Genomic DNA, 14,230 nt, shown 5'->3' on the forward strand with positions numbered 1-14,230 from the left:
AGAACCCCCCATCACCACGCCCGTTTGAGGACCGGGGTGGCGGCGGCCAGGACGGCCAGGACGGCGCAGGCCGCGGTCACCCCCAGCCCGGCCGCCCACGGGATGACCAGCGGCACCGACTGACCCAGTTCGTCCTCGGCAGCCGCCTGCACCCCGAGCAGCGACACCCCGGCCACGGTGGCGCCGAGCAGCGCGCCCACCCCCACCGCGAGCAGCGCCTCGGCCGAGACCACCCGCAGCACCTGGGACACGCCGGCCCCGGCCAGGCGCAGCGCCCGGAACTCCCGGCGGCGTGCCGCGGTCGCCATCAGCAGGGTGTTCGCCACCGCGATCCCGGTGTACCCCGCGGTCAGGCCGACCATCGCCCAGAGGAACAGGTCGACCAGCCGGCCCTCCTCGTCCACCTCCCGCTGCACCCACTGCTCGACGGTCATCGCCCGCGCGCCCGGCGCGGGCGCCGGTTCCCCGGCGAGGACGACCATGTCGGTGAGCGCGTCCGGGTCATGGGCGCGCACCAGGGCGCGGGGAAGCGTGAGCGGCGTCTCGGCGTCCGGGTCGACGGCGCGTACCGGGAGATCGGCGACGACGCCGTCGGCCCAGCGCACCGAAAGCGTGCTGCCGGGCGCCGCGCCCAGCTCGGTGGCGGTCTCCTGATCGAGGGTCAGGCCGGCGGCGGAGGACCCGGCGGCGGCGTAGCCGGTGACGCCGCCGGGGTGGGTGACCAGGACCCGGGTGGTGAGCGTGGAGTCACCGGCGGCGGCCACCGGTTCCGCCAGCCCCGGTGTGCCGTCCGGCACGAGCAGGGTCGCGGCCGGATATTCGGCGGCCTCCTCGATGCCGATCACCTCCTCCAGGGTGGCGATGGTGCCGGTGAGCAGCACCGTGAGACCCACCGTGGCGAGCACCGGCGCGGCGGTGGCGGCCACCCGGCGTACCCCGGTCAGAGTGCCCTCGCGGACCAGCATCCCGGTCGCCGTGCCCCGCCCCGGCCAGGCGGCGAGCCGGACCAGCGGGCCGATCAGCACCGGCGAGAGCAGCGCGGCCGCGCCGATCAGGAACATCGCGCCGCCCATCCCGGCGGAGGTCCGCATCTCGATCGGCACGGCCGGCATGGCGGCCAGCAGGCCGAGGCCGCCGGCCAGCCCGAGCAGCCCGCCGAACCAGCGGGAACGGGTCATCGGGCGCGGGTCGGCGGCCGCCTCGCGCAGAGCCTCCAACGGCGGCACCCGGCTGGCGCGGCGGGCCGCGACGGCGACGCCGGCCAGGGCGACGAGCACACCGAGCAGCGCGGCGCCGAGGACCGCGACCGGCTGCCAGGTCGCGGTGAACCCGGCCGGTTCCAGGCCGGCGTCCACCATCGGGCCGGCCAGCAGCCGGGCGGCCGCGGCGCCGAGCGGGGCCCCGAGCAGGCCGCCGAGCACGGCGATCACGGTCGTTTCGGCGTACATCTGCCGTCGGACCTGGCCCGGCGTGGCACCCACCGCGCGAAGAAGTCCCAGCTCGCGCCGTCGTTGTGCCGCGCTGAGCGCGCAGGTCGAGGAGACCACGAAGACGGTGGCGAACGCACCGAGCCCGACCAGCACGATGAGCAGCTGCGCGCCGATCCAGCGGATCCGGGTGACGCCGGCGGGCTCCAGCTCATCGCGGTCGCTGCCGGCCCGGACGGTGCCGGCCGGGCCGATCAGGGCGCGCGCCGCGTCGGCCACTCCGGCGTCGTCGCCACGCACGGTCAATCCGATGACGCGTACGCCCGAGGCGCGCCGCTTCGCGTCGGTGTCGGCCAGGTAGAACCCGGGACCGTCCACGGTCCCGGTCACCGTCCAGGTCTCCGGCCCCGTCGCGGTGAGAACGTCGATCGTCGTGCCCGGGGCGGCCCCGCTCAGCACCACCTCGCCGCGCCCGTCCGGCGCCTGCCCGGCGGTGAGCCGGTAGCCGCCGAGCACCGCCGACGAGAACGCGTGCCCGTCGATCCGGGCGGCCTCGGGATCGCCCTGCGCCCGCCCGCCGGTCAGCCGCTGCACGTAGAAGGCTGGGTCCGGCACCGCGGCCGTCACGCCGGGGACGGTGGCCAGCCGGTCGGCGAGCGCGTCCGCCTCGGCGGCCGTCCAGGCCCGGCGTTCCGTCTCGCCGTACTCGTCGGTGCCCACCTCCGGCGACTGCACCAGCACCGGCGCGTGGTCGTACCGGACCGGCGCCTGCGGCTGCGAGCTCAGGTGCAGCGTCGCTGAGCCGGACAGCACCGCGACACCCGCCGCCACCGCCACAAAGGTGCCGGCGAAGCTCGCGAACCGGTGCCGCACCATCGCGAACGCCGCGCTCATCGGGCCGCCACCCGCTCCTCCAGCCGGGCGGTGTGCACGGCGATCCGCTCCGGCCCGGCCGGGCCGGTCAGCTCGTCGACCACCCGGCCGTCGGCCAGGAACAGCACCCGGTCGGCGTGCGCCGCGGCCAGCGGGTCGTGGGTCACCATCACGATGGTCTGCCCGTGCCGGTCCACCGCCTCGCGCAGCAGGCGCAGCACCTCGGCGCCGGACCGGGCGTCCAGGGCACCGGTCGGCTCGTCGGCGAAGAGCACCGCCGGACGGGTGACCAGCGCCCGGGCGATCGCCACCCGCTGCTGCTGGCCGCCGGACAGCTCGCCGGGGCGGTGCCCGGCCCGGCCGGCCAGCCCCACCTCGGCGAGCACCGCCGCCACCGCGCCGGCGTCCGGGCGGCGGCCGGCCAGGCGCAGCGGCAGCGCCACGTTCTGCGCCGCGGTGAGCGCCGGAATCAGGTTGAACGACTGGAAGACGAAGCCGACCCGGGCGCGCCGGAGCTTGGTCAGCGCCCGTTCGCCGAGGCCCTCGATCGGCGTCCCGTCGATCACCACCGTTCCGGCCGTCACCCGGTCCAGGCCGGCGGCGCAGTGCAGGAGCGTGGACTTGCCCGACCCGGAGGGGCCCATCACGGCGGTGAAGGTGCCGGTGGCGAAGCGGGCGCCGACCCGGTCCAGGGCGGTCACCGCGCGATCCCCGGCGCCGTACCGCCGCGTCACCGCGCGCAGCTCGACGGCGGCTGTCTCTGGCTGTGTCATGCGTCGAGTCTTGGATCTGCGGGCCGGCGGCACAGTCACGCGAGGTCCACAGTCGGGGGTATATCCAGCACTACCGACGCCGAATCCCGCGGCCGGTAACGTGCCGGGCATGCCGGTCCGCACCGCCCTGGAGGCGCTCAGCCTGCGGCCGACCGTGTTCCTGCGCTCGGCGTGGCCGTGGCGCTCCCTCGCCTATCTGCTGGGCGGGGTGCTGCTCGGCTCGGCGACCTTCCTCGCCGTGATCGGGTTGCTGGTGGCCGGCACGGTGCTGTCGGTGCTGGTGATCGGCTTCGCCGGGTTCGTCGCCACCGTGCTCTCCGGCATCGTGGTGGCCCGGGTGGAGCGGCGCCGGCTGCGGCTGGTCGACGACGAGGAGCTGATCGACCCGCATCGGGTGCTGGCGCCGGGCATCGGCCTGCGGGCCTGGCTGAACGTGCGGTTGCGGGAGCAGGCGACGTGGCGCGAGCTGGGCTACGCCCTGGTCTCGGCGGGCGTGCTGTGCTGGATGGACGCCATCGTGGTCGGCGGCACGGGTTACGTCGTCGCGGTCACGCTGGGCGCGCCGTTCTTCATCTCCGACCAGCCGCTGTCCATGACGCTGCAGCTCAGCGCCGTCGGGATTCCGCTGACCGTCGTCCTGGCGTACCCGATCAGCGCGTGGGCCGGCGCCCGCGCCGCGATGGCCCGCGCCATCCTCGCGCCCCGTGCCGACGACACCGACGCCCGCCTGATCGAGGTGACCCGTTCCCGCGCCCGCTTGGTCGACGCGTTCGAGGTGGAACGCCGGCGCATCGAGCGGGATCTGCACGACGGCGCCCAGCAACGGCTCGTCGCGCTGAGCATGAAGCTCGGGCTGGCCCGCCTGGAGCTGCCGCCGGGCACGCCGGCCGCCGAGTCGGTCGCCGCCGCGCACGAGCTGGCCAAGCAGGCGCTCACCGACATCCGGGAGCTGATCCGCGGCGTGCATCCGAAGGTGCTGACCGACCGGGGGCTGGCCGCGGCGGTCGGTGAGGTGACGTCCGTCGCCCCGTTGCCGGTCGACCTGGATCTGCAGTTGCCGGGGCGGCTCCCGGCGGCTGTCGAGGCGACAGCGTATTTCGTGATCCTGGAGGCGCTGACCAACGTGGCGAAGCACGCCGGCGCGTCCCGGGCCGCGGTCGGCGCCCGGCTGGCCGGGGGCCGCCTGGCCATCGAGGTGAGCGACGACGGGCACGGCGGCGCCGACCCGGCCGCCGGGTCCGGGCTGATCGGGCTGGCAGACCGGGTGGCTGTGCTGGAGGGGACCGTGACGCTGTCCAGTCCGGCGGGTGGACCTACCCTCGTGCGCGTGGAGATCCCGGTATGACGTTGCGTGTGGTGATCGCCGAGGACGGCCTGATCGTCCGGGAGGGCGTCGCCGGGATGCTGCGCCACTTCGGGCACGAGGTGGTGGCCGCGGTCGGTGACGCGTCCGCGTTGCGCGCGGCGGTGCGGGAGCACCGGCCCGACGTGGTGGTGACCGATGTGCGGATGCCGCCCGGGTTCAGCGACGAGGGGCTGCGGGCCGCGATCGCGCTCCGCGCCGCCGACCCGTCGTTGCCGGTGCTCGTGCTCAGTCAGTACGTCGAGCAGACGTACGCCGCCGAGCTGCTCGACTCGGAATGCCCGGCCGGCGTCGGCTATCTGCTCAAGGACCGGATCGGCGAGGTGACCGAGTTCGTCGGCGCGCTGGTGGCGGTCGCGGGCGGGCGCACCGTGGTCGACCCCGAGGTGGTCCGGCAGCTGCTCGGCCGGCGCCGGGACCCGCTGCACCGGCTCACCGCCCGGGAACGGGAGGTTCTCGGCCTGATGGCGCAGGGCCGCTCGAACGCGGCGATCGCCCGGGAGCTGGTGGTCACCGAGGCGGCCGTGGCCAAGCACATCGGCAGCCTGCTCGCCAAGCTCGACCTGCCGCCGGACGCCGACGACCACCGCCGGGTGCGTGCCGTTCTGGCCTATCTCCGCGGTTAGGCACTCCGGACGCTGAACCTTGGCGGGCGCGGGGGAGTACTCCACAGTGCCGTGGCGCGGGGCGGTCGTGATGCCCGGAACCGTCCCGCGTCGCGGCCCTCAGCCGGGCGGGGTGCCCACGCCGACGGTCACCGTGGCGAGCAGGCCGCTGGCCAGCTCGAACCGGTCGCGGGGGACGACGTGCAGCTTGCCGCCCTTGGCATGTCCGCGGTCGGCGTCGTTGGTGGTGCGCGCCGCAGGGATCTCGCGGTACGGCTCCACCCGCGCGACCTGGGCGGTGACGGCCTCGGGGAAGTACAGCCGGCCGGCGTGCGCGACCGAGCGCCCGCCGGCGAGCCGGGCGCCGACGTGCACCTCGGCGCTCAGGTGTACGGCCCGGCCGGGGAGCCAGCCGGGATGCACGGTGCGGAACTCGGCGTACCCGTCCTGGTCGGTGACCTGGGCGCCGCGCAGGATCGTCTCGCCGGTGGCGTCGCGGTGGCGGATGTCGAGGACCGCGCCGGTGACCGGGTCGGTGGTCCGGATGTCCAGCACCCGGACCCGCAGCATCAGCGGGACGCCGGGGCGGTCGCCGGCGATGTCGCGCCGGACCAGTTCGAGAGGCAGGTGGTGGATCTGCCCGGCGGAGGCCGGGACGAAGACGCAGGACCACGGCGCCGGCGCGTCCTCCCAGCGCGGTTCCGGGCGTGTCTCCCAGGACGGCGCCGGGCGCGTGCCGGGTGGCGCTGTCAGCGCCTCCCTCCTGGTGATGATCTCGTCGTTGCGCACTGGACACCCCCGCTGTCGATCCGGTCAGTTGATCTTCGCAGGGATAAAGAACCTTAATAGCGGTTTCGGCAAATTTGTCCGAACAACGGAAGGCTTCGTTCTGTAACACCGGCGGCGCAGACTGCCGCTGACGGACCACCGGCAGTCCCGCTCCGGTGGCCCCCGGCGGCATAGGCCGCCATGGCCTTGCCAGGCCGCGCCCGACTCCGTCCTGGGCGCGGCCGGCCGGACCGCTCTGGCCGGAGCGCGGTCCACCGGCGCTGCGGGCGGGATCGGTCGTTGCCGCGACCCCGCCCGCGGCGCCGCCCAGCGCCACCCGCCCTCGTCAGCGGCCCAATCTTCGGTACCGGCGCACCGCCAGCGGCGCGAAGATCACGATCAACGCGACCGGCCACGCCACCGCCAGGAACATCGCGTGCTCCGCCGGCCACGAGTCCCCGCCGAGCCCAGGATTGCCGAACAGCTCCCGGATCGCCGACGTCGTCGCCGACATCGGGTTCCACGCGGCCACCGTGCCCAGCCAGCCGGGCATCAACTCGGGCGCCACGAACACGTTCGACACCGCGCTCAGCGGGAACGCGAGCGGGAACACGATCGTCGCCACCGTGTCCGGGTTCGGCGCGACCAGCCCGAGGAACATCCCCATCCAGCTCAACGCCAGCCGCAGGAGCAGCAGCAGGCCGATCGCCAGCAGCATGTTCCCCACACCGCGGTGCCACTGCCAGCCGACCAGCAGCCCGCACACCACGAGCGCGCTGGTCTCCATAAGGGCCCGCGCCTGGTCGGCGACCGCCCGCCCGGTCATCAGCGCCGACCGCGCGATCGGCATCGACCGGAACCGGTCCACCACACCGCGCCCGACGTCGGTGGCGATGCCGGTGGCGGTGGCGCCGATCCCGTACAACATGGTCATCACGAACACGCCGGGCAGCAGGAACTCGCGGTAGGCGCCGCCGCCGGGCACCTGCATGCCGCTGCCGAACACATAGCCGAAGACCAGCACGAACATGATCGGCAGGCTGAAATAGATGATCAGTTCTTCCGGCGCGCGGACCACATGACGCAGATAACGGCCGGTCATCACCCAGGCATCCGCGACGGCGCGGCCCCGGCGGGTGGTCGCCGCAGGAGACGATCCGGGGGTACGGGTGAGAGCACCCGCCCGTTCGGTGACGCTGGTCATCGGGTCCCCTCCTCGGGCTGGTCCTCCGCGGGATGGCCGGTCAGCTGCAGGAACGCCTCGTCGAGCGTCGGCCGGTGCACGCCCACGTCGGCGACCACGATCCCGGCGTCCTGCAACGCCCGGACCGCCGAGGTCAGCGCACCCACCCGGTCGGTGACCGGCGCGCGCAACCGGCGATGATCCCGATCGACGTGCGGTGCCGCACCGACCACCCGGGCCACGACGGCAGCCGCGTCCGCCAGCCGGTCCGCGTCCCTGATCACCACCTCCAGACGGTCCGCCCCGATCGCCGCCTTCAGCTCCTCCGGGGTGCCCTCGGCCACCACCCGGCCCGCGTCGATCACCGAGATCCGCGCGGCCAGCTGATCCGCCTCCTCCAGGTACTGCGTGGTGAGCAGCATCGTCGTCCCCTCCGTCACCAGGTCACGCACGGTGTCCCAGACCTGGTTGCGGCTGCGGGGATCCAGCCCTGTCGTCGGCTCGTCCAGGAACAGCACCTCCGGCCGCCGGATCAGGCTCGCGGCCAGGTCCAGCCGCCGCCGCATCCCGCCGGAGTAGGCCATCGCCGACCTGGTCGCCGCCTGCGTCAGGTCGAACCTCTCCAGCAGCTCGTCCGCCCGCCTGCGTGCCGCCCGCGCGCTCAGGTGGTGCAGGCGCCCGAACAGCACCAGGTTCTGCCGTCCACTGAGGATCTCGTCGACCGCGGCGTACTGCCCGGTCATCGCGATCCGGCTCCGCACCCCCGCCGGGTCACGGGCCACGTCCGCGCCGGCCACCTCCGCCCGGCCGGCGTCGAAACCGATCAGCGTGGCGAGCACCCGGACCGCGGTGGTCTTGCCCGCCCCGTTGGGCCCGAGCAGCCCGTAGACGACGCCGGCCGGCACCCGCAGCTGGAACTCGTCCAGGGCGGTGGTGCCGCCCCGGCCTGGATATCGCTTGTGCAGCCCTTCGGCCACGACCGCATAGGTAGTCATGACGGACACGCTCGCCGACCCCGCTGACCACCCACGCACCATCCGCTGACGAGCCCTGCACCACCCGGTTCTCTCCGGCGTCGGCAGTGCAGTGTGTGAAGTTGAGGTCCGGTTCGCACCCCAACTTCACACACAAGAACCAGCGCTGAGGGCTGGCCGGCCTCCCGCGGCCGGCGCTGAGTGCTGTGCCGAGGCGACCGCCGCGGGGAGGCCGGCCGGGTGGGGTTCGGCTGGGTGGGGTTCGGCCGGGTGGGGTTCGGCCGGGCGGGGTTGGGCTGGGTGGGGTCAGGACTGGAGGTAGGTGTAGGCCTCGCCGGCGCTGAGGGCGGCGCCCCGCGCGACCGCCGCCTCGTAGGCGTCCGGGCCGAGGCGGGCCCGGGCGGTGACCGCCACCTGGGCGGCCGGCTGGGAGCCGGTGGGGGAGGGCCGCAGCCGGAGGGCGGTCACGGTGCCGAGGAGGGTCGCGGCCCGGGCCGGGTCGTCGCCGGCCACGGCCAGCTCGGCGAGACGGTCGATCGCCTCGGCCATCACCTGGAAGCCGAGCATGCCGGAGCGCACCGTGAACACCTGGCGGTACCACCGGGCCGCCGCCACCGGATCACCCTGGGCGGAGGCGATCCGGCCGAGCGTGACCAGGATGGCCATCCGGGTGCCGTCCGCGCCGTACCACCCGGCCGGGCAGGCGTCCAACGCGGCCGTGCATTGCCGGGCGGCCGACTCCAGCTCGTCCCGGCGGAAGGCCACCGTGCCGAGGCCGAGCAGGGCGGCCGCCACCAGCTCGGGTGCGCCGCACGAACGCGCCACCTCGGCGGCCCGGATGAAGTCGTCGGTGGCGCCGTCCAGGTCCCCGCTGCTCATCCGGCCCTCACCGCGCCCGCGGAGCAGGTCGGCCACGTCGACGGCGGAGTTCAGCTCGGCGGCGAGCCGCAACGCCTCGTCGGCGGGCGCGATGGCAGCTGTCGGCTCGCCGCGCCAGATCGCCATCTCGGCGAGGCCGGAGAGGGCCAGCATGGCACCCCAGCGGTCACCGATCGCGCGGAACCCGGTCAGCGCCGAGACGAAGTCGGCCTCCGCCTCCTGCGGGGTGGCGCCGGCGAACAGCAGCATCCAGCCGGCGCCGACGCCGCCGAGCGCGTCGCTCCACGGGTCGCTGCCGAGACGGGCGCGCAACTGCCGGTTGAGGTCGACCACGTCGGCGGGTGGGGCGTCCGGCGGCCCGACCGCCATCGCCGAGAGGTAGAGCAGGAACGGCTGGGCGGGCGGGTCCCGGAGGGTGAGCATGTAGCGGGACCAGTGCTCCTCGGGGGACTTGCCGCCGCCCAGGGTCGTGTTGAGGACGCAGAGCGCGTACTCCTCGCGGTGGCCGGGCGGCGGTTCCGGCCCGGTCTCGCGCAGCACCTGCTGGGCGAGGGCGGTGGCCTCGGAGCGGACGCCCCGCAGCCACCAGTAGAAGGACAGCGCCGACACCAGCCGCAGCGCGGTGCCGGCATCACCGGCGGCCGAGGAGCGGCGCAGGGCGGCGTGCAGGTTGTCCCGGTCCGCGTCCAGCCGGTCCAGCCAGGTGAGTTGATCGGCGGTGCGCAGCAGCGGGTCGGCGCGGCGCGCCAGGTCCAGGAAGTACGCGGCGTGCGCGGCCCGGACCCGGTCCTGCTCGCCGGCCTCGGCCAGGCGGTCGGCGCAGAACGCCCGGATGGTCGCCAGCATCCGGTACCGGTCGCCGTCCCGCTCGATGAGCGACTTGCCGACCAGCCCGGCCACGATCTCCACGGTGTCGGGCGTCTCGGCGGCCGGAAATTCTCCGGCGGCTGAAGGGGGGCCGGCGGTCGGGACGGGTGCGGCGGCCGGGAGGGGTGTGGCGTTTCGGAGGGGTGCGGCCGGCGGGAGGAGTGCGGCGGGCGGGAGCGGCCCGGCGTTCGCGACCGCCTCGACGGCGTCGAGCGTGGCGCCGCCGGCGAAGACGGTGAAGCGGCGGGCCAGCACGCGTTCCGGTTCGGTGAGCAGGTCCCAGCTCCACGCGACCACCGCGTGCAGCGTGCGGTGCCGGGACTCGGCAGTGCGGCTGCCGCGGGACAGCAGCCGGAACCTGTCGTCCAGCCGGGCCGCCACCTCCTCGACGGTGAGCGCATGCAGGCGGGCGGCGGCCAGTTCCACGGCCAGCGGCAGACCGTCGAGCATCCGGCACACCCGGTGGACGGCCGCGGCGTTCGCCGGGTTCAGCCGGAAGCCGGGGGAGACGTCGGCGGCCCGCTCGGCGAAGAGCCGGACCGCGGCGAACGCCTCGAGGTCCTGGTGGGCCGCGGACGGCGGCGGCACCGGCAGGCCGGAGACCGGGCAGAGCGTCTCGCCGGTGATGCCGAGCGGCTCCCGGCTGGTGGCCAGGATCCGCAGCTGCGGCGCGGCGGCGAGCAGCCGCCCGGCCAGCGTGGCGGCCTGGTCGACGACGTGCTCGCAGTTGTCCAGGACGAGCAGGAGACGCCGGCCGGTCAGCGCGGCGACCAGCCGGTCGGTCACCGCGGGCGGCGGGGAGGCGGAGTGGCGGTCGGTGAGACCGGTATCGCGCAGGCCGAGTGCCGCCAGGACAGCCCGCGGCACGTCGTCGGCCCCGGACGAGACGGCGTCGGGGGATGAGGCCGCGTCGGGGAATGAGACGGCGTCGGGGGATGAGGTGGCGTCGGGGGATGAGACGGCGTCGGGGGATGAGGTGGCGTCGGACCCGGGAGAGGCGGGCGCGGAGACGCCCGGGGAGGCCGGCACCGAACCGGCCGTGGCCAGCGAGACGAAGCAGACGTCACCGTCGTGGCGGCCGCTGACCTCCGCCGCCAGCCGCGTCTTGCCCGCCCCGCCCGGCCCGTGCAGCGTGACCAGCCGGGCCGACCGCAGCGCCCGGTCCACCCGGGACAGCTCCTCGTCGCGCCCGACGAAACTGCTCAACGAGGTCGGCACCCCGATCCGGGACAGCTCCCGCGGCGCGGCGACCGAACCCCGCAGCACCGCGGTGTGCACCTCGGACAGGGCCGGTGAGGGGTCCGCCCCCAACTCTTCGGCGAAGGTCCGGCGCGCGTCCTCGTACGCCGACAAAGCCTCCGCGGCCCGGCCCGCCCCGGCCAGAGCGCGCATCAGCAGGGCTCGCGGCCGCTCCCGCAGCGGATGCGCGGCGACCAGCTCACGCAGCTCGGCGATCGCGTCGCCGGGCTGCCCGGCCAGCCGGGCCTCACCGAGGTCCTCCAGGGCCTCCAGCCGCAACGCGTCGAGGCGGGTCGCCTGGGCCGCCGCGAACGGCGCGTCCCGCACGTCGGCGAGCGGCTCGCCGCGCCACAGACCGGCCGCCTCCTCGAGGAGTCGCACGGCCCGGGCCGGGTCACCGGCCGCCAGGGCCCGGCGCCCGTCGGCGGCGAGCGCGGCGAACCGGTGGGCGTCCACGTCGTCCGGCGGGACCGCCAGCCGGTAGCCGGCCGGGCCCAGCTCCACCGGCAGCGCCTGGCGCAGCCGCGACACCTGGGACTGCAGCGCGTTCCCGGCGCCGGCCGGCGGCTGAGAGCCGTAGAGGCCGTCGATCAGCCGCTCGGCGCCGATCGGGCGGCCCGCGTCGAGCAGCAGCATCGCCAGCAGCGCGCGCAGCCGTGGACCGCCGACCGGGATCGGCCGTCCGTCGGGGTGCTCCGCCCGGAGCGGACCCAGGATGCCGAACCGCATGGCGACGATTGTGACGGTTGCCGTGCCACCCGGACACCCCGGGTCAGGCAGCGGCGGTGGACTCCGCCGGGATCTCCTCGGCGGACGCGACCTGGTTGCGGCCGGCGTTCTTCGCGGCGTAGAGCGCGCGGTCGGCGGCGAGCACCAGTTCGTCGGTGGAGCCGGCCGACGGCATGCCGGCGATGCCGACCGAGATGGTGACCCGGGACATCCTGGAGTCGGCGACCGCGATCGGGGCGGCGCTGATCCCGCGCCGGACCCGCTCGGCGACCTCCCGGGCCTGGACCGGACCGGTGCTCGGCAGCAGCACGGCGAACTCCTCGCCGCCGTAACGGGCCACCACGTCACCGGGCCGGATCAGCTCGCGCAGCCGGTGCGTCACCTCGACCAGGACCCGGTCGCCGCCGTTGTGCCCGTACGTGTCGTTGATGACCTTGAAGTGGTCGATGTCCAGCAGCAGCATGCTCAGCGGCTGGTGGTGCCGGCTGACCCGGGCGCCCTCGTTGCTGAGCGCCTCCTCGAAGTAGCGGCGGCTGCGCAGCCCGGTCAGCCCGTCGGTGATCGCGGCCAGGCGCTGGGCCCGGACCAGCCCGGTCATCCGGACCATGACCAGCAGGAAGAGGACGTTGCAGACGGCTGCGGCGGCGGTCGCGTGGGGCTCGCCGTCGCGGGCGTCGAGAATGATCAGCGCGGTGGGCGCGGTCATCGCGGCCAGCGCCAGCACGAGCAGCCGGCCGGTGGTGGCGTCCGGGGTGGCGGCGCTCGACGGGCTCGCCATCTGCGCCACACCGGGGTGCAGGACCGCCGCGGCCATCACGAAGCCGGAGATCATCCAGAACATGTCGAGGTAGTTCGCGGCCTGGTAGGTGCCGTTGAGCGACTGGATGCTGTAGATCGTGTCGGCGTAGAGCGTCAGCGTCAGGTAGAGGCCGATCATCCGCAGCGAGGTGGTGCGCGGTCCCGCGCCCAGCATCAGCCGCGCCCCGACCACGATCAGCATCAGGTCGCCGAGCGGGTAGGCGACCGACACGAATCGGGTCAGGCTGTCGCCGTCGACGCTCCAGGTGGGTGCGATGACGAACTCGTACACCAGGTAGCCCACACCGACCGCGACGATCGCCGCGTCGATGGCGCTCGCACCGTCCCAGCCGGGCGTCCGCCGCCGGATGATCAGCAGCAGGCCGAGGGCCATCAGCGGATAGGCCGCGAGGTAGAACAGGTCGGGCACCCCCGGATAGGGCACCTCGCCGTTGATCAGCGCTCCGAAGAAGAACAGCACGTCGCCGGCCACACCGGCGGCGGCGGAGCCGGCCAGCAGCAGCATGATCTTGCGGAGCGCCGGGGTGCGGCGTGCGACGATCAGCGCGCACACCGCGAACGCCGTGTTGGCGCTGCTGTAGAGGGCCACCTGCAACCCGGGGGAGACGCCGAGGCGGGCCAGCGCGTAGTACAGCCCGATCATGACCGGCGCGGCAGCGAGACTGATCTGCCAGGCCGCCGGTCGGCGGGCGGGCACGGTACTGGTGGCACTGCTCATGCCCGCAACACTGACGGCGCCGGGGTGCGGGACGGCTGCCGAACGGGTGCCGGACGGGTGCGTTCTGCCTTCAGTCGAGCTCGGTCAGCAGCTTGCGGAGGAAGTCCTGGGTGCGGCCCGGCGGCTCGGCCTCGATGAAGAGCCGGCCGATCGCCGCCGCGTAGTGGTCGACCTCCTCGCGGCGTTCCAGGTAGAGGCCGCTGGTGAGGTGCTCGATGTAGACCACGTCGGGCAGCTTGGCGTGCGGGAACCGCAGGATGCTGAAGGCGCCGCCGGCCGCCGCGTGGCCGCCCGAGTCGAACGGCATGACCTGGAGCCGGACGTGCGGGGACTCGCAGGCGACGAGCAGGGCCTCGATCTGTTCGCGCAGCACCTTGCGGCCGCCGATCGGGCGGCGCAGCACCGCCTCGTCGAGGACCGCCCAGAGGCGGGGCGCGTCCGGGCGCTGCAGCACCTGTTTGCGGGCCATCCGCAGGTCCGCCCGCCGGTCGATCTCGCCGGGCTTCGCGTTGTCATGGCCGAGCTTGATGACGGCTCGCGCGTACGCGTCGGTCTGCAGCAGGCCCGGCACGAACTGGATCTCGTAGGTGCGGATCAGCTCGGCGGCCTGTTCCAGGTCCAGGTAGTTCTGGAACCAGGTGTCGAGGACGTCACCGTACGCGTGCCACCAGCTGGGCTCGTTCGCCTCGCGGGCCATGGTGAGCACCCGGCGGTGCTCGGCGGGGTCCTCCACCCCGTACAGCTTCAGCAGGTCGGCGACGTCGCGCTCCTTGAAGCTGACCCGGCCGAGCTCCATCCGGCTGATCTTCGACTCGGACGCACGAATGGTGTAACCGGCCTGGTCACGGGTGAAGCCGGCGGCCCGGCGCAGGGCTCGCAGGTGCGCGCCGAGCTGCAGACGGCGGACTGTCGCCCCGCCGCTCTCGCTCTCCTGGGTCACCGGACCTCCCCGGTCGGGGATCGTGTCAGTCGCCGCGACCCGCTCGACAGAGGTCCTCTGTGGATCGACCGGG

At 74.7% G+C, this 14,230-nt stretch carries 10 protein-coding genes; 2 read left to right on the top strand and 8 right to left on the bottom strand.

The annotated features are described in order from the left end of the window. Nucleotides 1-11 precede the first annotated feature (11 nt). Together AC0NH5_RS27990 and AC0NH5_RS27995 are read right to left on the bottom strand one after the other, a co-directional pair. Entirely contained in the window at nt 12-2,321 is a 2,310-nt protein-coding gene (locus AC0NH5_RS27990) for an FtsX-like permease family protein (protein WP_474409455.1), read from the bottom strand. Further along, the gene (locus tag AC0NH5_RS27995; protein ID WP_474409458.1) at nt 2,318-3,073 is read right to left on the bottom strand and encodes an ABC transporter ATP-binding protein; all 756 of its coding nucleotides are present in this window, start codon (nt 3,071-3,073) and stop codon (nt 2,318-2,320) included. Before AC0NH5_RS27995 ends, AC0NH5_RS27990 begins: the two co-directional genes overlap by 4 nt. A 109-nt stretch (nt 3,074-3,182) precedes the next feature. Between AC0NH5_RS27995 and AC0NH5_RS28000 the strand changes: the two genes are divergently transcribed. After that, nucleotides 3,183-4,418: a sensor histidine kinase gene (locus AC0NH5_RS28000; protein WP_474409461.1), complete on the top strand. Its 1,236-nt coding sequence runs from the start codon at nt 3,183-3,185 to the stop codon at nt 4,416-4,418. After that, the gene (locus tag AC0NH5_RS28005) at nt 4,415-5,062 is read left to right on the top strand and encodes a response regulator transcription factor (RefSeq protein WP_474409463.1); all 648 of its coding nucleotides are present in this window, start codon (nt 4,415-4,417) and stop codon (nt 5,060-5,062) included. Before AC0NH5_RS28000 ends, AC0NH5_RS28005 begins: the two co-directional genes overlap by 4 nt. Nucleotides 5,063-5,161: 99 nt before the next feature. Here AC0NH5_RS28005 and AC0NH5_RS28010 read toward each other — a convergent pair whose 3' ends face one another. The 6 genes from AC0NH5_RS28010 to AC0NH5_RS28035 all read right to left on the bottom strand — a co-directional run bounded on the left by AC0NH5_RS28010 (nt 5,162) and on the right by AC0NH5_RS28035 (nt 14,157). After that, entirely contained in the window at nt 5,162-5,830 is a 669-nt protein-coding gene (locus tag AC0NH5_RS28010) for a peptidase associated/transthyretin-like domain-containing protein (protein ID WP_474409466.1), read from the bottom strand. A 325-nt stretch (nt 5,831-6,155) separates the two neighbouring features. Beyond that, a complete protein-coding gene (locus AC0NH5_RS28015; RefSeq protein ID WP_474409681.1) occupies nt 6,156-6,911 on the bottom strand; it encodes an ABC transporter permease in 756 nt (251 codons plus the stop codon). Between the two features lie 98 nt (nt 6,912-7,009). Beyond that, nucleotides 7,010-7,987: an ATP-binding cassette domain-containing protein gene (locus AC0NH5_RS28020; protein ID WP_474409469.1), complete on the bottom strand. Its 978-nt coding sequence runs from the start codon at nt 7,985-7,987 to the stop codon at nt 7,010-7,012. A 285-nt stretch (nt 7,988-8,272) separates the two neighbouring features. Beyond that, a complete protein-coding gene (locus AC0NH5_RS28025; protein ID WP_474409471.1) occupies nt 8,273-11,680 on the bottom strand; it encodes an ATP-binding protein in 3,408 nt (1,135 codons plus the stop codon). A 43-nt stretch (nt 11,681-11,723) separates the two neighbouring features. Continuing rightward, on the bottom strand, nt 11,724-13,217 hold the full coding sequence (locus AC0NH5_RS28030; protein ID WP_474409473.1) for a GGDEF domain-containing protein: 1,494 nt from the start codon (nt 13,215-13,217) through the stop codon (nt 11,724-11,726). A gap of 70 nt (nt 13,218-13,287) precedes the next feature. Beyond that, the gene (locus AC0NH5_RS28035; protein ID WP_474409474.1) at nt 13,288-14,157 is read right to left on the bottom strand and encodes a helix-turn-helix domain-containing protein; all 870 of its coding nucleotides are present in this window, start codon (nt 14,155-14,157) and stop codon (nt 13,288-13,290) included. Nucleotides 14,158-14,230: the final 73 nt, after the last annotated feature.

It is taken from the genome of Actinoplanes sp. 13 (genome assembly GCF_056134165.1).